This is a genomic window from Brumimicrobium oceani (genome assembly GCF_003143775.1).
GTDB classification, from domain to species: domain Bacteria; phylum Bacteroidota; class Bacteroidia; order Flavobacteriales_D; family Crocinitomicaceae; genus Brumimicrobium; species Brumimicrobium oceani.
In genome coordinates this window covers 134,049-152,771 of the sequence record NZ_QFRJ01000002.1, presented here as the reverse complement: position 1 = coordinate 152,771, position 18,723 = coordinate 134,049, and the positions used below count along the sequence as shown (strand labels likewise).

Annotated in this window: 12 protein-coding genes; 2 read left to right on the top strand and 10 right to left on the bottom strand. The window is 33.6% G+C overall.

What is annotated here, in order from left to right:
* Positions 1 to 57 precede the first annotated feature (57 nt).
* Entirely contained in the window at positions 58 to 1,737 is a 1,680-nt protein-coding gene (locus tag DIT68_RS03510; protein WP_109358429.1) for an RluA family pseudouridine synthase, read from the bottom strand.
* 220 nt (positions 1,738 to 1,957) lie between these two features.
* Between DIT68_RS03510 and pheT the strand changes: the two genes are divergently transcribed.
* Complete coding sequence (gene pheT, locus DIT68_RS03505) at positions 1,958 to 4,396, top strand: phenylalanine--tRNA ligase subunit beta (protein ID WP_109358428.1); 2,439 nt, start codon at positions 1,958 to 1,960, stop codon at positions 4,394 to 4,396.
* Positions 4,397 to 4,463: 67 nt separating this feature from the next.
* Here pheT and DIT68_RS03500 read toward each other — a convergent pair whose 3' ends face one another.
* Both DIT68_RS03500 and DIT68_RS03495 read right to left on the bottom strand, forming a co-directional pair.
* Positions 4,464 to 4,916 (bottom strand): RES family NAD+ phosphorylase, encoded by a 453-nt coding sequence (locus tag DIT68_RS03500; RefSeq protein WP_109358427.1) that lies wholly within the window; start codon positions 4,914 to 4,916, stop codon positions 4,464 to 4,466.
* Between the two features lie 12 nt (positions 4,917 to 4,928).
* Positions 4,929 to 5,354 (bottom strand): MbcA/ParS/Xre antitoxin family protein, encoded by a 426-nt coding sequence (locus DIT68_RS03495; protein ID WP_109358426.1) that lies wholly within the window; start codon positions 5,352 to 5,354, stop codon positions 4,929 to 4,931.
* 803 nt (positions 5,355 to 6,157) lie between these two features.
* On the opposite strand from DIT68_RS03495, the gene pepT reads away from it, so the two are divergent.
* On the top strand, positions 6,158 to 7,408 hold the full coding sequence (pepT, locus tag DIT68_RS03485; RefSeq protein ID WP_109358424.1) for a peptidase T: 1,251 nt from the start codon (positions 6,158 to 6,160) through the stop codon (positions 7,406 to 7,408).
* Positions 7,409 to 7,572: 164 nt separating this feature from the next.
* On the opposite strand, the gene DIT68_RS03480 is transcribed toward pepT, so the two are convergent.
* The 7 genes from DIT68_RS03480 to DIT68_RS03455 all read right to left on the bottom strand — a co-directional run bounded on the left by DIT68_RS03480 (position 7,573) and on the right by DIT68_RS03455 (position 18,623).
* The gene (locus tag DIT68_RS03480; protein WP_109358423.1) at positions 7,573 to 8,565 is read right to left on the bottom strand and encodes a hypothetical protein; all 993 of its coding nucleotides are present in this window, start codon (positions 8,563 to 8,565) and stop codon (positions 7,573 to 7,575) included.
* Between the two features lie 40 nt (positions 8,566 to 8,605).
* The gene (locus DIT68_RS03475) at positions 8,606 to 9,517 is read right to left on the bottom strand and encodes a T9SS type A sorting domain-containing protein (RefSeq protein ID WP_109358422.1); all 912 of its coding nucleotides are present in this window, start codon (positions 9,515 to 9,517) and stop codon (positions 8,606 to 8,608) included.
* A 98-nt stretch (positions 9,518 to 9,615) separates the two neighbouring features.
* Positions 9,616 to 9,984, bottom strand: coding sequence for a hypothetical protein (locus tag DIT68_RS16180; protein WP_146194104.1), 369 nt, complete (start codon positions 9,982 to 9,984; stop codon positions 9,616 to 9,618).
* An 85-nt stretch (positions 9,985 to 10,069) separates the two neighbouring features.
* Positions 10,070 to 11,815 (bottom strand): hypothetical protein, encoded by a 1,746-nt coding sequence (locus tag DIT68_RS03470; RefSeq protein WP_146194103.1) that lies wholly within the window; start codon positions 11,813 to 11,815, stop codon positions 10,070 to 10,072.
* Between the two features lie 15 nt (positions 11,816 to 11,830).
* On the bottom strand, positions 11,831 to 15,343 hold the full coding sequence (locus DIT68_RS03465; protein WP_109358420.1) for a toxin-antitoxin system YwqK family antitoxin: 3,513 nt from the start codon (positions 15,341 to 15,343) through the stop codon (positions 11,831 to 11,833).
* Between the two features lie 269 nt (positions 15,344 to 15,612).
* Complete coding sequence (locus DIT68_RS03460; protein WP_394336371.1) at positions 15,613 to 15,909, bottom strand: AbrB/MazE/SpoVT family DNA-binding domain-containing protein; 297 nt, start codon at positions 15,907 to 15,909, stop codon at positions 15,613 to 15,615.
* Positions 15,910 to 15,998: 89 nt separating this feature from the next.
* The gene (locus DIT68_RS03455; protein WP_158276102.1) at positions 15,999 to 18,623 is read right to left on the bottom strand and encodes a toxin-antitoxin system YwqK family antitoxin; all 2,625 of its coding nucleotides are present in this window, start codon (positions 18,621 to 18,623) and stop codon (positions 15,999 to 16,001) included.
* Positions 18,624 to 18,723: the final 100 nt, after the last annotated feature.

The window sequence follows — 18,723 nt, the reverse complement described above, 5'->3', positions numbered from 1 at the left end:
TTAAAACAAGTAATCATTGTATGTTAAACAATTTTCAATTCTGAATCATCGATAATTCTAAAACTCCGGCTGAGCTTCAAAAAACATTTCCTCTTTGGTAGCAGGATGTTTAATCTTAAGTGTTGTTGCATGGAGATAGAGCCTGTCACTCACTTTTCCATACAGATCATCTCCTTTTATTGGGGTGTTTAAACCCTTAATATGTGCACAATGCACTCTTAATTGATGAGTTCTACCTGTAACAGGAATTAACTCAATTCTGGTCATTCCTTTTTTGCGTTCTAGCACACGCCATTCGGTTCTTGCAGATTTACCTTTCTCAAAATCTACTTTTTGTCTTGGTCTGTCCAGAACATCTAAAATAAGTGGTAAATCTATTGTCCCTTGAGTTTCTTTCAAGTAACCATCGAGTAAAGCAGTGTAAGATTTTTCAACTGTTCTCTTAATAAATTGCTGCTGAAGAATACGGTGTGATTCTATATCTTTTGCAATAATTAATATGCCAGAGGTAGACATATCTAGCCTATGAATTAAAAGCGGACCTTCCGCATTGGGGTATTGCTTCTTGATGCGCGCATAAACAGAATCGTAAATTTCTTTGCCGGGAACAGAGAGTAAATCATAGGGCTTATTAATGACCAATATATAATCGTCTTCATAAACAGTGGTAATCACTTTATCAATTCCTGGGTTGGACAGCAAGGGATTGGGTTCAACTTCAATTCCTTCGAGCATATGAGAAAGAATGGGTTTACATTTTCCTAAACATGCAGGATAATATTGTTTATGTTGTCTAATTTCAGTTCCAGGAGGTGCTCCCCACCAAAACTCTGCCATCGCAATAGGTTTTAAATTGTTTTTAAATGCGTAGTGTAAAAGTTTGGGGGCAGCACATTCCCCAGCTCCTGCTGGGGGTTTTCGAAAAGCTGTATCTTTAAAAATATCTAATAGCGCCTTTTCATTGCCATTGTAATTTAGGAATTTATAAGATTTGAAAAGTCTCTGCTGAAGTTGAGCCGAATCCGTTTTTCGTTTTTGTAAAAGATCATTTAATTCATTGGAAAAAGGTTTTAATTTTTTATCAATTTCAGCAATTTGAACTGAATAATAACGCTTAAAATCTGCCAATTTGGTTTTATAGGCAATACTTTCTTTGGCCAGCTCTTCTAATAAATTTTCATATTCGGAAGGATTTAATTTAGTTTTCTGCTCCAATCGAATTTTCTTTCTTTGCGCTTTAGCATTGCGCATTTCTTCACGTAGATTTTCTTCCTCTGTTATAAGTTTTTCTTTTCTGGACCTGAAATCCTCTTTTAAATTTAAATATTGTTCATCCTTCTCAATCTCCGAAATTCTCGCATTAATGTCGTTTATTTTTAATTCTCCTTCCAAAAAGAAACTTCCATCTGTTAGCATATCGAAAACTGGAGGTACAAAGTGTTTATGGTGATTTGAGTTTGCAAGTTTACCCGAGAATGCGGCTAAATACCCCAATTGTCCCCCTTCATTTTCCACAACTAAAACACCAAACATTTTCCCTATTTCTAGCCCTTCTTGGTTGGGTTCAATACCAAAATTATGATTCCAGTTTTGCTTCTCGATGTAGCATTGTAATTGCTCCGCAGCAAGAGTTGCCAAGGGATGAGGTGTATAATAAAATGGATAAGTGAATTTTTGAGGTAAGGATAAGGCAGTAAAATCTTTGCTAAAAGAAATAAATCGAGAAGGGTTTTTCATTGAAACGAATGTATAAATTGAAATTGACCACAAATATATGCATGCAGATTTATAATTGATAGTAACAGGACTCAAATATGTATTCGGACGGCATAATGAAAGCTCAGAAAAGAATAAAGCCCTTTATCTACCCAAATGCTTATAAACTCATCCTTATTTCGAAAAGTATGACAATAATTTGACTATTTTTGCAGATTGAAAAATACCGAAATTAAAAAACATGAAAGTTTCATATAATTGGTTGAAAAATTACGTAAAAACTGAGCATTCACCAGAACGTTTGAGTGAAATTCTTACTGATACTGGACTTGAAGTGGAGGGGCTTGAAAAAGTTGAAATCATTAAAGGAGGATTAGCTGGTGTTGTTATCGGACACGTAACAAGTTGTAAACCTCACGAAGGAGCAGATCGATTAAATGTAACAACAGTGAACATTGGCGAAGCGGAAGATGTTCAAATCGTTTGTGGAGCACCAAATGTTGCCGAAGGACAGAAAGTAGTTGTGGCTACTGTTGGAACTACGCTTTATCCTAATCCAGATGAACCTTTTAAAATTAAAAAAGCAAAAATTAGGGGTGTTGAGTCTTTCGGTATGATTTGCGCTGAGGACGAACTAGGTATGGGCGTTTCTCATGATGGAATTATGGTCTTACCAGAAGATGCAAAGATTGGGCAAAAAGCAGCTGAGTATTTCAATTTGGCAGACGATTATAGAATTGAGATTGGTTTAACACCAAATAGAAGTGATGCCTTAGGTCACCTTGGAGTGGCAAGAGATATTGTGGCTTTCAACAAAATTCACAAAACGGAAAAAAGCTCTTTACAATTGCCTGATATCAGTGCATATGAGCTTTTTGAGAGCGGTGAGAAAGTGAAAATTGAGGTGCAATCCCCAGAAGACTGTCCTAGATATATGGGCTGTGTTGTTTCAAATTTGAAAGTAAAACCTTCGCCTGATTGGTTAAAGAATTACTTATTAACCATCGGACTAACGCCAATTAATAATGTTGTTGACGTGACCAATTTTGTGATGCATGAATTGGGAACTCCATTACATGCCTTTGACTTGAGCAAGGTGGGAGAGAAAATTGTGGTAAAACATGCGGAAGAAGGGGAGAAATTCACCACTTTGGATGATGTTGAACGTACTTTGACAGAGAAAGATTTAATGATTACAAATGGAACTAAAAACCTAGCAATTGCTGGTGTTTTTGGAGGAATGAATTCAGGAGTAAACACAGATACCACATCTATTTTTATCGAAGCCGCTTATTTTAATCCTGTGAGTGTTCGTAAAACAGCTAAACGCCACGGATTAAACACTGATGCTTCCTTCCGATATGAAAGGGGGGTTGATATTTGTATGATTCCTTTTGCGATGAAAAGAGCCGCAACTTTAATAGCAAAGCTGGCTGAAGGGAATATATCGCACGAACCTATTCCGTTTTATCCAAAGCGTGTTGAGCCAAACGAAGTTATGTTTAGCTATTCTAGATGTAACCAATTAATAGGAAATGATATTGATGTAGATAAAGTAGGTGAAATATTGAACGCTTTGGATATTCAGATTCTTCAAAATAACGGCGATCAAGTTAAACTAAAAATTCCTACTTATCGCGTAGATGTTACGCGAGAAGCAGATGTAATTGAGGAAGTTTTACGCATTTATGGATTTAATAATATAGAATTGCCTAAAAAATGGAACATTAGCCTTTCTGATCAGAATTTAAGAAGTGAGGAAATGAGATTAAATACCATTGCTGATTTGTTGGTGTCTCAAGGGTATTTTGAAATGATGAATAACTCATTAACTTCTAGTAGTTTAATCGATGAGCATGGAGGAGAAGCCTTTTCAAATGACCATTCTGTGAAAATGTTAAATCCACTGAGCTTAGACTTAGACGTAATGCGTCAATCTTTAATTTTCCAAGGATTAACAACAGTGGCACACAATAAAAATCGCCAAAATTCTGATTTAGGATTGTTTGAATTTGGAAAGATTTATCAAAAATTCAATGGTGAATTTAAAGAAAATAAACGCCTTTCTATTTTTCTAACTGGATCAAAAGAGCCTGAACAATGGAATTCTAATCAAGAGGAAGTTTCGTTTTTTACCCTAAAAGGAATTGTAACTGCGATATTAGATCGTCTGGGATTAGATGGAATGGCTTCAATGAAAGGCTTAAAAAAGTCTATCCTCGAAGATGGAATGCAATTGTACGTTCAAAAAGACAAAATAGGTGAAATTGGATGGACAAGCACTCAACTGAACAAAAGTTTAGGAGTAAAGCAAAAAGTTTATATTGCTGATTTAGATTGGGACATGATTCTGAGTTTAGGTAATCGAAATAAGGTTTTATTTAAGCCTTTGCCTAAAACATTTGCCATGAGACGCGACTTTTCTTTGTTGCTAGATAAGGCAGTAACCTTCCAAGAAATAGAAGTCATTGCAAGGAAGTCAGAGCGGAAACTATTGAAAGAAGTAAACCTTTTTGATGTTTACGAAGGGGATAAGCTAGCCGAGGACAAAAAGTCTTATGCTGTGAGTTTTTATTTCCAAGACGATGAAAAAACATTGAAAGACGATCAGATTGATAAAGTAATGGAGAATATCCGCATTCAATTAGAAGAACAGTTGAAAGCAGAATTAAGGTCATAATTTTTATTCCTTTAGAGGCGCAATGCATCGCGCCTCTAAAGGAATAAAAACCTCCACAAAAATAAAATCAAAATAATCTGCCATCAAAAAAGTAATCTTCATTTCTTACCAGTTTAACTTTTTCGTCAAATAAAGGGTGTTGGGTATTAATGATGTAGTTGAACTCTCTGGTAATTATAGCAGAAGGAACTTTAAGCACTAGTGACCTTTGTTCTTTGTACCAGTTAGAGCCTATTTCTTGTAGTTCTGGGTATCTTCTAAATTTTCGCCAATCATCAGGTAAATCCTTTGTTAAAACTTGTTCGTAGAGTTCTTCATCATCGGCAATTGAAATGATCATTACTTCATAGTTCGGGTCGGGATTTATGGCATTGCGATGAACCACTAACTCCAGCGTAGATAATGATCTGGAAGAACCTGTGTAAATGACAAATTCATTTTTTTTATTCCATCGATTTGAAGCTCCAGAACTCGTAAGTTTTCTAGAATGCTTTTTATGAGAAATCCTGAATACTGCCATGTTTACAAGCGCTTAGGCGTTATCACCGTATTCTATACCTGTTAAACGGTCTTCGATGTATCTAATTCCTGAAATGCTTTTAAAGAAATCAACAGGAGGAAGGTTATTGAATTGAAAATTTGGGGTTTCTAGCCAAGTGTTAAAAGCTTCTTTCGAACCGAAAACCAACTCACCTTTCTTGTAAAGCGCGATTAAAAGGAAAAACTTTTCTTTGAAAGGCAGAGAAATCTCTGTTTTTAAATTCTTGTAGTTTTGGAAGGTTTTTTCACTTACATTGAACCACTCAGAAATTATTTTATCTGTTTTTTGTGCTAATTTTTTAAAGAATTTGAACTCTTTACTAGCAATATTAACTGTGTTTATGTAATACACTATTTCTACATCTGAAACGGAATCAGGTATTTTATCTGGGTCGTATTTATATTCTTTGTTCTTCATAATCAATCGTTTCCTCAAAAATAAGTATTTTTACTTTGTTTTAAAAGTATTTTTACTTTTTTTTAAAATGAAAACTTCTCAGCGCCCCAACCAACCCAACCCAATCCAAACCTTTGCGAATCTTTGCCCCTTGGTGAAACACATTCGGCAAGCTCAGTGCTTTGCGTAATCCTCCATTCTCATACAAAACTCTCCGTAACCCAACCTAAACCAAACAAAACCTCTGCGAATCTCTGCCCCTCAGCTAAACTCCGCGTAATTCTGCTTTTTTTCTGCGAAACTCCTGCTTAACCCAACCCAATCCAAACCTCTGCGAATCTTTGCCCCTCAGTTAAACTCTGCGTAATCCTTCCTGAGACACCCCTCTGCGAAACTTTGCGTACCCCAACCCATCCCAATAAAAAACTTTGCGAATCTTTGCGAAAACTTTGCGGAACTCTGCGTAATCCTTCCTGAGACACTCCTCAGCGCAACCCAACCCAACCCAAACCTCTGCGAATCTCTGCACCTCAGCGAACCTCCGTGTAATTCTTCTTTTTTTCTGCTAAACTCCTGCTTAACCCAACCCAATCCAAACCTCTGCGAATCTTTGCCCCTTGGTGAAACACATTCGGCAAGCTCAGTGCAGTGCTTTGCGTAATCCTTCCCCCGCAACACCAAACAAACCCCAACCACCCCAAATCTTTATCGATTTAATTTAAAAATTGCAAATCACTCTTCAATTTCCCTTGATTCCCATCAGTAAACTCATTCGTAATATTCTTTTTTCCTTAACTTAGCAATTCAATAAAAGATCAAATATTATGGCTATAAAAGACTACAATCACAAGGTAGCAGAGCGTTTGATGCGCTACGTTCAAATCGATACAACAGCAGATCCAAACTCAACTTCATTTCCTTCTACAGAAATTCAAAAAGATTTAGGTCGACTTTTACTTCAAGAATTACTTGATTTAGGTGTAGAAGACGCTGAAATGGATGAGTGGGGGTATGTTTTTGGAACGGTAAAAGGTAATACTGAAAACGACGTTCCAACGGTGTGTTTTTGTGCACACATGGATACAGCACCAGATGTGACAGGAAAAAACGTGAAGCCAATTTTACATAAAAACTATGATGGTAATCCAATTACACTTCCAGATGATAACTCTCAGGTAATCACAACTGAAAAACACCCATACTTAAAGGAAAAAGTTGGTGATGATTTAATTACTGCAAGCGGTTTAACATTGCTTGGAGCAGATGATAAAGCGGGTGTGGCGTGCATTATGGATTTCGTGGAATACCTTATGGGGAATCCTGGTATTAAGCATGGGGATATTCGTATTTTATTTACGCCAGACGAAGAAGTTGGGAGAGGAGTTGACCATTTAGACATGGAAAAACTAAATGCAGATTACGGTTATACTTTGGATGGTGGAGTTTTAGGATCTATTGAAGACGAAAGCTTTTCTGCCGATGCAGTGAAAATTACAATTCATGGTGTTAGTGCGCACCCAGGTTACGCAAAGGGTAAAATCGTTAATGCTTTAAAAATTGGAGGTAAAATTCTTGCAGCTCTTCCAAACGATAGCTGGTCGCCAGAAACTACTGAAGGTAGAGAAGGGTTTGTTCACCCGACATCGTTTGATGGAATTCAAGAAAAGGCTACGATCGGATTTATTATTCGTGATCACGAAACCAGTAAACTTGCAGAATATGAAGCAAGATTGAAAGAGATTGCAGAAAAAGTAATCGCTGAATATCCTGCGGCAAGCATGGACTTTGAAATAACAGAGCAATACAGAAACATGAAGGAAGTGCTAAAAACTGTTCCTTTCGTGACTGATTATGCGATTGAAGCAATGAAAAAGTCTGATATTACACCACGTCCCGTAATTATTCGTGGAGGAACAGATGGTTCCCGTTTATCTTTCATGGGCTTACCTTGTCCGAACTTGTTTACAGGCGAAATGGCAATACATTCTAAGCATGAGTATGTGAGTGTTCAAGATATGCAAAAGGCCGTTCAGACGATGGGCGAACTGGTTCAAATTTGGGAACAACACGTATAGTTTCTGTGTAGAAAGTTACTTTTGTCATTGCAAAGAGCTTTCTATTTCAGAAACCAGCAATTGCAATAAAAGTTTTTAAATTAAAAAAAGAGGTTTAGTTATATCGAGATCGGTGGATAGCCTGCCGAATTCATCTCGTGACTAAGCCTCTTTTTTGCTGATAACTACCCACAAAATATCCAAAATCTAACATGATTGTAGTTTCCCTTTTTTCTTTCTTTACAAGCATCCAAGCCCCTTTGAAATTTAATTTCCCTTTTCTCCAAATCTTCTAATCCAATGGCTTCTCTGTTTTTGTTGATTTGATCTAAATCTTCTTCATTTTTGGTACTATGCCATTCGTTGTAATGCAATCCTTTGTAATACTTATTTCGTCCCCATTGTGCTTGGAAATCTATTAAGGAAGCATATTGTTTTGGAGAAATGTTTCCTGTTTCAATGTTTGAAAGTAAAATTTCATTCAATGTTGTTGGCCTTGGATCGGAGAAATAGTGAACTAAAATAATAAATGCGAAATTTGATTTAAGTTTGTCATATTGATGTTTATGATGAAAAGAAGCTTCATCTAATCCGATTAGCTTTTCATTTGGGAATCCATATTCTAAAATAAGAGGAGTCAATTCATTTTCTACAATTTCTTTGACCACTTTTTTCCATTTGATGCTGATAAATGGCCTCCATAAGAAGTTCCAAGGATGTAGTTCATGTTTGTCTCTATAAAATTGATCTAAATCGTATAATTCATTGATTTTATTCCGTAATTCCCAATTGATATCGGCAGTATAAATTTCCCTCAAAGAATCATAATTGCTTTCATATTCTGTCCAATTATTTGATTTCTGTAAATCTACAAGTAAAGAATCCATTAAAATTCTTTCCATCGTTACGCCCTGTTTTGTTGCCCTTTTCAGAAAAGTAAAAGCTGAAGCTGTGTCTCCATCAACGACTGCTGTTTGGGCAGCTCTAAAACAATCTTCTGCAAATACGAAGTCATATTCTCTAAATAAAGAATGGTACAATTTGACTGCTTCCGAATAGCTAGAATCTAAGATTTTGTTTTCAATTTCTCTGGCTTGTTTATGGTATTCTAGGTAGTTTTTTTGCGCGAAGGAATTTGATGTCCATACAATGAATACAATTATCGTCAAGATTTTCATGGGTGTGAAATCACAGTATTAATATTCATAGAAAAGCCAATTATTGACCAATAATAAAACGTTTCACTACTTTTTGTCCATTTAGCTCGAAATTCAAAATATAAACTCCATTCTCAAAAGCAGAAACATCAATTGATACTTTTTCTCTCTTAGCTTTCACCGTTTTCAGCAATTTCCCATTCACATCATAAATCTCAATTACTCCATTTATACTCTGTGTACTTGCAATCGTCAAAATTGAACTTACCGGATTTGGATAAATGCTTAAATTAATCGCTTCATGATTTTCAACTCCTAAAGTGATATTCACATAACAATCAGAATAGGATGGATGATTAAAGAAATCTTGATTATTGGCGAAAGAACATGTCAAAAGCATAGAATCTGGTATTTCTTCGCTAAACTTTCTTGGTGATAATGGAAAAAGTGGTCCGTGAACACTTCCAATTCCTTCAATCCATACTTCATTTAAATGATCAAATGCCGTTGGACCAGTTGGTTCTGTAAAAATAAATTTCTTATAACTTTCTCCATTAATTTGAATGGTCTGAATTTCCTCCACATGAATCCAAGAAGTGAACAAATCGAAATCATAAAATACACTGTCGCCAACAGCTAAACTAAAATCATAAAGTGTGTCAATTGGATTTGCTCCCTTTTTGAATAAAACCAAATCATTGTCAACTCTGGTCAATCCCTCAAAAGCAAGATTGCTCTGGAAAAGTGAATCGCTAGTGGAGTAGATTTTAGACCAAGTATCACCGTTTATTAAACTGTCTCCTTGAAACCCGTATACTTTAGTTGTGGTTGCGACAAAACTAGGGTGTTCTTGCGTTGCAGCAGTAAAGGAAGTAGCAACATTCCATTGAGCATCTTGATTGGAAAAATGATTTGTGATTTGACCAAAAAGTAAGGTGGGAAGTAAAACAGAAAAGAGTAGAAGTGTTTTCATAGTTTCATTATTAATATGTTAGGATATAAAATTAAACAAATTAAACGATGAAAACTAAGTTGCCGAACGTTTTTAATCAGAGCTTCATTAATTCCTGTTCATCGTTTTAATGTATAGATGGTACCTGAGAGTATCGCCATTATAGAATAAAGAATGCTGTATTCGAGTGCAATATCCTTGGAGACCAAAAACAAAGTGAGAAATGTTCCTAAGACTGTAATTGCGATAATTAATGCTTTAATGACACTTGTGTTGACTTCTCTTTTTTCTAAAAAATAAAACAAGCCAGTTGAAGTTATGATCGTTGGAAGTGCGAATAGGAAGCTGAATAATAGAAATATTAAAAAGACTTCAAGTTGAAAAGTGTAGTCAATGATGTCACTTTTGAAAAGTGAATAAGTAAAAAGAACCAATGGACTAACTAACAATATAGTGATCCAGTATTTAAATATATATGAATAATTCATTTTTGTCTATAAGTTGAATATTTCTAATTTTATTCATTAGCATACATTGCGCCAAAAGTATAAGAATTATCTCAGTTTGTTGAAATTATTCCTCCCAAAACTCAAACTCATAAACATGCTCAATTACCGTTTCATTTGAATAGGAACCTCTTACTTCCTTTATAATTAAAGCCTTTTTTTTATCCAATTGATAGCTGAACTCCACAGAACCTGAATTTGTATTATTCGAAAATTTGTTCATCGATACAATTCTTCCTTCTTCATCATAAGCGAAGAAATTCTGGTACCTGTCATTGTCCAAATAACTCTCCACTGGTTGATTCTTATCATTGGTCAGAATATCCATTAATCCATATCTTTCTTGCCTTACGCCAATTATATTTTGATTCTCATCTGCGAGTATACAATAAGAATTTGTGCAAAATTGGTTTTTTTCTAAATATCGAAGTTGCGTATAAGCTCTGGTGTTAAATTCACCCACTAGGTTTAGTTTTAGCGTATATTGGTAATTATTATTATAAATGATATGCTCCTGATCAATTTCTAAATCAACATTTGTTCCTTGGTAATCTGATTCAACATCGAGTTCATAATGTTCAGAATAATCTAAAACATCATCTTTATAATGGTACAATTTCAATGATTTATCACGATCCGTAGTCCTTATGCTTTCAAGGAGATTCTTGTTATTGTACTTATATATTTCCTCTCTTCTGATCTTCCCATATTCATCGCTGTGTTCAATTGAATTTACCTGTTGAAGCTTGTTTAAGAATATCTTTTTTGTTCCCATAAATCTTCTGTTGGTGTCATAGAGTTGATAACTTGTAATTTTCATCGCATAAACTTCTTTCTCAAAGTCAAGAATATCCAACATTTGGATTTCCTTTGGTGCATGAGAAAATTTGGATAAATCGAAATTATGGTCATTATTTAATTGTTCCAATTGCGTTTTTGTAGGCGCTTTTAATTCCTTTGAAAACGTAGGTTTGAATTCAGGATAAACTTTCAGCAATTCTTGAACTTCATCATCTTTTAAATAGACACGAAACGATTCCTGATTAAAAAGTTCAGAAGAATTAGAGCGTTCTGGAAATTCAACAATAACTCCGCTCAAATAAGGATAGACAAGTGCTTCTGAAAAGTAGAGTTTAGATTCTATTTCTAATCCTATTTTTTCGTTTTGTTTAGCGTTCTCAATTCTTTCTAAATTGTCTAAATCTATTTTTTGTGTCTTTAATAAATAAAGTGTTTTGAATTTAGAAAGGGTTAATTTTCTTAGTTCTTCTTGCTGTCTAGAACAAGGGGAGTCCTTGATTTCAATTATTGTATTTCTATTAAAATCCGCTAGATAGAATTGCTTAATAGGAATCATGTTTTTTCCATAACGTCCTCCGCTATTCACTTCAAAATTGTAATTAATCGAATATATTCCACAGTTATTGAGCACACTAATTAATCTAATATCAATAGATTCGAATTTTGGATTAGTAGAATACCTCGTATCATTTCCTTGCAATCGGTTCCATTTTTCAATTTGACTTTGTTGCTTTAAAGCTTTGTTGTTGAGTTGAAAAAAGGCCACTTCATCATTCACTGTTGCTTTTGCTTTTTCAAAGAACTGCTCTTCGACTTTAGACCAAACTTCATTCTTATCTTTGTTTTTATCATGAACAATTTCCAATTTACTCGGAGAGTAATCCTTTTTAATCTCAGCACTTAATACATACGAAGAGGTTGAATATTCCTTGTTTTGAAAAACGTCTAAAATCTGGGTTTGACCCATTATTGAGAATAAGCATAAAGCCAATATTGTTGTAATTCTTTTCATTATTCTGTCTTTAAACTATTTTTCTGTGTAAAACTCAATCAATAAAAGTCCATCCTTAATTTCTGTCTTCACACGATAAAAACCTTTTTGCTCTAGAAATCTTCGGAGTTCTTCTGTACTAATTGTTGTCTTACTATTTTTTGGAGTAAATTCATTTGCATTTTCTGATTTTCCTTCCACTTCCAGTTTTCCAGCAACATAATTAGCTCCAGCAACAATTCGATTAGCATTGGCTTTAATTTGAACAGAATCTTCTCCATTTATATAATCAAAATCTACTTTAGCCTCAGTGATATTAAAACCATAAAACTGTTGTGATTGATTTGATAATAGAGGAACATCAGCATATTTCCCTCTTGATGGATGAATGTCTAGTTCTGCTTTTGAGATTTCAATGTTCATGAAATTATTGATGATTCCCAGTGGATAACATGTACTGTCTTCGTCAATAAATTGGATGCTTTTGATGTCCTTTTCATCGAAATCCATTCCCTTTGTTTCAAATTGAATGGTGTACGGTTCGTTATTCAAATTAACCATTGGATTCTGCTGCAGACCAATCGCAATAGTTTTCGTACCCAAATAGGCATGAACAGTTTTCTTATTATAATAGTTGTAATTAAAGTTCCCTTCAATATTACTGATGTATCCTTCCGTTTTACACGGATTCAAATTGAATTTTAGCTGATTTGCTGCTGGATAATGAAATGCAAATTCTCTAAACATCAATAATTTCATACTTGTAAAGCCAGCAGAGCGATTATTATCTGTTTGTAAACCAACATAGAAAATGTTTTCATAATTAAAACTGTCAATTGGAATTATCGTTTTTGGAATAAAGTCTTTAATGTTTTCATATTCCTCAAGGCGAGAGAGTGAACCAGCATAGCCAATTTTGCCCGATTTTAGTGATTTGTCGTAACATCTGCAAGAATTAGGGTCTTCAGTACTTTTGTCAATGATGATCTCACCATTTTCGAATAAACTTATCTCAGCTTCTCCGTTTTCATCATACTTTATCCATTCTCCATTTCTTTTACCCTCCTTAAAGTATCCTGTATTGAGAAGCCTCCCGTTTTCATCTTTGTTTTGATATAGTCCATGAGATTTGTTGTCCTTTAATTCGTGTGAGGTCTTGAGCTGACCATTTTCGTAAAACGTTTTTACTTCTCCAAAACCAGTGGTGAAGTTGTTTTTACGTTGTAATTTCAAAATGTTTCCTTTATAGAATTGACGTTCTATTTTGATTGAATCTCCAATTGTATAGAGGAAGTTAAAGTAAGAAGTATCACCGTTATCCCACATGGTGATACTGTTGCTTAATTCAGGCTCACGCATGTTTTTTAAATTCCCATTTTCATAATAATCAGCGAAATAGTGTTCTTTTCCAAGGCTATCATATTTTCTAACTTCTCTTAATAAACCTTCGTTGGCATAACTATAACTTTCCTTAATTTGATGGTTTTGAAAATATGATTTACGTGATTTAATTACTCCATCTACTGTTTTTTCTACCCATTTTCCTATTGGGAGTCCATTTTTGTATTCTGCATGACTTAAAGTGTCACCATCAATTGGATTGTAAGAAACCCAAGTTCCATTTGGTAGACTATCATTGAATTCTATTTTGAAAAATGGTGACCCATTCTTGTAGTTCCATTGGTGAATACCATCTCTAAACCCTTTTGTAATCAGTTCTTCATTATTCCATTCGGGATTGTATTGTGCAGCAATTTTTTTGGCAATAGTATTTATGTTTTCCTCATCGATTGGTTGACCAGTACTGGTAAAAACTTGATTTAATTCACCATTCGATGTGAAATTAGCTGTATTCGTATAATGCTTATCTGCGATAAAATGAATTCTCCTCAACAGTTGATTGGTGAATAAATTAAATCCAAACGTAGGTCGGGAATGTCTTAACCAGTGAATGGATTTTAACTTATGGTCTAATGAAATCTTAAGGTTTAGGGCATCTGTAACACTTAATTCTTTTAATTTCCCATTTTCATAGTTTAATCCAATGCTATTTCTATCATTTCCATCAGCATGAAAAATTCTGGTCAATTTCCCAGATTCATCATAGGTTTTATTCCATCCAATGTGTTTTCTAGAACTATAAACCCGATGATACATGTAGTCTTCTTTGAGTTGACCGTTTTCATAATAGCTTTTGTATAAACCATCGAGTTCGCCATTTTTGAAATACATTTCTTTTTCAATTTGACCGTTTGCATAGTAAGTCATGGTTTTACCTTCTTTCTTTCCGTCGATCCAAGTTGTTGTACTTCTGATTTTTCCTTTATCCCAGTAAGTTTCAATTCCCGTTTTCTGAGAAACTTTCTTCCCATCAACTTCAACAATTTCAAAATGTGCTTCGTAATTTTTTAAGCCTTCTGAATCAAATCTTTCCTGAATTCCAGATTTTAGATTGTCCTTGAGGTGTTCACGTTTATTCAATTTTCCATTATGTTGAGAATAGGTTTCCTGAACACCGTTTTTCATAAAATTTTCCCAATGCTCTTTACGGAAAAGTATACCATTATAGTAAGTGAGAATTTCTCCTTCATAAACATTCTTGTAAATAGTGTCGCCAAGTTGAATTTCACCATAAAATATTCCTTCTCTTTCCTTATGTCCATTGGCACTATAATGAATATAAGAACCATGTGGAAGACCATCTTTGTATTCCACTTCTGATTTTAAAGTACTGTTTTTATCTTGATGATATTCTTTACAAATTCCATGTTTCTGACCTTTTACATAGTTCAAATCTGAGGAAATATTTCCGTCGTAGTGATAATATTTTACGTTTCCGTCTAAAACAGAAAGCTTCTTTGGAATATGCACTATTTCTTCAGGTTTTGACTCTCCAAATTCATCTTTTTGTGTTTGAATGGCAGAAATATACTTTGGATTATCAATTATTATGAAATTTTCATCACTTCGAGTTTTACCATTTTTATGAAATACAATTTTATTTCCAATGTACAAATCATTTTGGAAAGTTCCTTTTTCTCGGATTTCTCCATTGATATGATAAATTGTGTATTTACCGTTTTTAAGTCCGTTTTTGTATTTATATTCTTCTCGAATATTAGTATTATTATGTTGATAGGTGGTCATTCTCTGTAAAACTGAGAAGTCTTTTTTCGGTAAAGCTTTGTAATAATCAGTTCTACTCAATTGACCAGTTCTTAGTTCAAAAAAATCGACTTTACCACTCAGCAATCCTTTTTTATAATTAGCTATCAGTTTTAACTCTCCATCAATGAAAAATAGTTTTTGCTCACCATGAAGTTTTCCTTTTTTAACTTCAGAAATTTCTAAAGTGTCTTTGACTTCATTTCGAATAATCCAAATTTCTTTGTTAAACAATTCTCCTAAAATTACTTCTTGGACTAGAGTATCTGTTCCATCCGATGATTTAAAAGCGGTTTGGTAATTTTTTCCTTGTTGAGAAAAAGACGAAACAGAAAAGAAGAGGAGGAAAAGGAGTAGAAGAAGGAATTTATGTTGAATTTTCATTTTAGTTTTTGGTATTTTCGATGTTGTACAGTTCAAAGTGTTTTTAGTTCAGAATTACATTGGAGAACCACTATTATACTGATTGTAAAAGCTTATTTTCTTAATCTTTAAAGTTAATCAATTTAGATAATAGCGTGAAAGATTCTAATTATTATCATATTTTTATTTGAGCTAACGGACGGTTTTAAATTGAGTTGTCTTTTCAAACTGAAGTCTTTTTTAAGTGGTTGTGTTACAATCAGTACACGCTTAAAGTGCAGTGCAGGTTTTTATCCTAAATCTTCAAACTGCTCATCTTCGATAACATCTGCAATCAATAAATTGTCATCACCGTTTTCATGCATCTTCTTAAACGCTTTATCCCATCCTTTCCTTGGTTTTTTAATCGGACGCAAGATTATTTCCTTTTCCTGTAAAGTCATTTCAACTTTATCACCTATGTTGTATTGCTTTAAAATTTCATTTGGAATTAGAATACCTTTTGATTCTCCTATTTTAATAATTCGTATTTCTATTGTTTTAACTTTTGTATCTACAAAGAAATTACATTGTAATCTGTAAAACAAATCTTTTTTTTAACCTTTAAGTAATATTCCAAAATGCTACCGCGAGATTTTTTATCGTGGTAACATTTTTCTCATGATAGGATTTTTTCTTAATACTCTGTAACCTTCTTAGTTCCAAAAAGACCATACTCTATCCACTCTCCATCTCTTTTTCCTTCTTTGGATTTCCCTTCTAAAATGAGTTTTCCTCTTTTGTTGTATTTTTTGTATTCGCTAATTTTTTGTGGATATTTAGTGTTAGCCACTGACTTAATATTTCCATTTTTATAAAATGTTGTGTAGTTCCTAGATTCTGTATCAAAATTGTAAATGCTATTTGATTTTATCCTGTTGTTTTTATGGAAAATTCGTTCAATGGAAATAGAATCATTAATGTTGGATGTTTTTCTGTAGCCTATGGTATCACCATTTTCTGAAAAGTTGATATAGTCGTTTGACTTATTGTTTGTTGTGCTTTTTAATTGGCCACTTGAGTAATAATAAAACTCTGACACTTGTTTTCCTAAGCTATCATGATTAGAAATATATCTGGTTTTGCCATCAAGGAAATATTCCGTTTTATTTTCAATTTTGTGATTCTTATAATAGTTGATTTCAGAAAGTTTAGCTGCATTCAAATCTTTGTTTATCCATTTTTCAACAGGTGCGCCATTGTCGTAGTTAGCGTAAATTAGCGTGTCATTTAATAATGGATTGTACATAATCCAAGAACCATGAGGAAGAAAATCTTTGAATTCTATCTTGAAATAGGGAGATCCATCTGCATAATTCCTTTTGTGTATCCCATCTTTAGTTCCGAACTTTGAAAATTCTTCACCATTCCAATATGGGCTGTACTGAGCTGCTATTCCTTTTGCTTTCTCTTTCGTTTGCTTATCTTTTGTCTTTTTGTATTTGAAAGAACCATTGTTGTTATTTCTTAAAGAAGTCATTTCTCCATCTTCGTTATAGGAAGCAATGGCCAGATCGTTTTCATTTGTGAAAAAAGAGAGTTCACTTAACTTTTGATTTGAGTGTATTTCAAAAGCGAGTAGTATATTCTTCCATTGCATGGATTCAATTTCTTCATCAAAGTTAAAACCAATACTTAATAGATTACCGATTTTTATTTTTTCTAGTTGACCATTATTATAAAGATATTCAACTATTAAATCACCTTTATTATTCGAGTAAAATTTTGTCAACAAATTGCCATTCTCTTCATAAGCGGTGTACCAGCCTATATATTTTGAAGGATTTAAACGAGTATGCGGAATTTGTGTATAGTCTCTTTTTAGTTGACCATTTCTGAAATAAGATTTAACTGAATAAATTCTATCTTTATTTTCATTGATTTCAACGCTTGTTATATTTCCTAACTCTCCATTTTCATAATATGTTTTTGAAATATCAATGAGTCTGTCATCTTCATAATAGCTTTCAGCAGCTAATTGACCATTATCATAATATTGCTTTGAAACTCCATTTTTAAGTCCATTTTTCCATTCAGTTAACGAGATAAGCTGACCTTTTCTCCATTCTTTATGCGTTCCTGTATTTTGAGAGAAAGCTCTTCCATTTATTTCTACTATTTCAAAATATCTTTCTGAGGTTTTGATGCCTTCACCATCAAAGGTTTCTTGAATTCCAGACCTTAAATTGTCAACATAATTGAACTTTGTGTATCCATAACATTGTGATCCGGTAACTTTATTGTAATTGTATCTATATGTTTCAAAAACACCATTTCTTTTAAAATCTTTCCATGTTTCTATTCTCCAAGGCTTCATTATTCCACCGTACATTTTGTTAAAGACAATTCTCCCGTCATAAAAAACATTGCCATCTGGCATTACACGTTGATAATCACCTTTGCTTTCTAGATTACCTTTAGGGTCATAATAAGCAAAAGAACCATTTTCAATTCCGTCCTTAAAAACAACTTCAGATCTCAACAATTTATCCCCAAATTCATAATATTCTTTACATAAACCGTGTTTAAGCCCTTCTTTGTAATTTAAGTCAGCTCTTAAATTGCCTTCTCGATCATAATATTTTGCACTTCCGTGTAAGACAGACAAGTTTGATAGTACATTAATACCTCTAGGCTCAAGAATATATCTTTTTTCGTTATGTGGGGTGTTTTTTAAAGAATCTGGAATTTCATATATGATGTAGTTTTCATCGTGCAATATATTTCCAGAATAACTATAAATCAATTTGCGACCTACAACTTGATCATTTTCATAGTAGAAATGGGTATTTAATTGTCCATTATTGTGAAATGACTTAAACGCTCCATTCTTTCTACCTTTAACATAATTGGTGAAAGACCGTATTGAATCATTTTCAAAATAGATTATTTCTTTTCCAGCCAAATACGAATATCCCTTTTCAGGAACAGGTACATAGTTTTGAGTGGCATACAAAAAATGAACTTCAGAAGAGCTGTAAGTATTAACTCTATAGTGTTCAACTCTTCCTTTCAATAAGCCATTCTCATAGTTTGCAATGGTTTCCGTTCTCCTATCTGGAAAGAAAATGTGTTGTGTTCCATGTCTTTTTCCATCCATAAAATCTGTGATTTCTAGCGTATCTTTTTCTTTGTTTAACACAATAATCTGATTTTCTATAAAAACAGTATCTAAAGGCTCTTTTCCATCATAAATGTAACTATGGAAACCATATTCATAATTGTCGCCTAACTGCGCCTTTGTAGTTAAGGACAATATCATGAATAAGGGGATTAAAATATTTTTCAAGAATGGGTACATAAATAATAAATATTAGGAATACTAAAGTAAGAAATGAATTTGTAAAACTAGATTTATGATT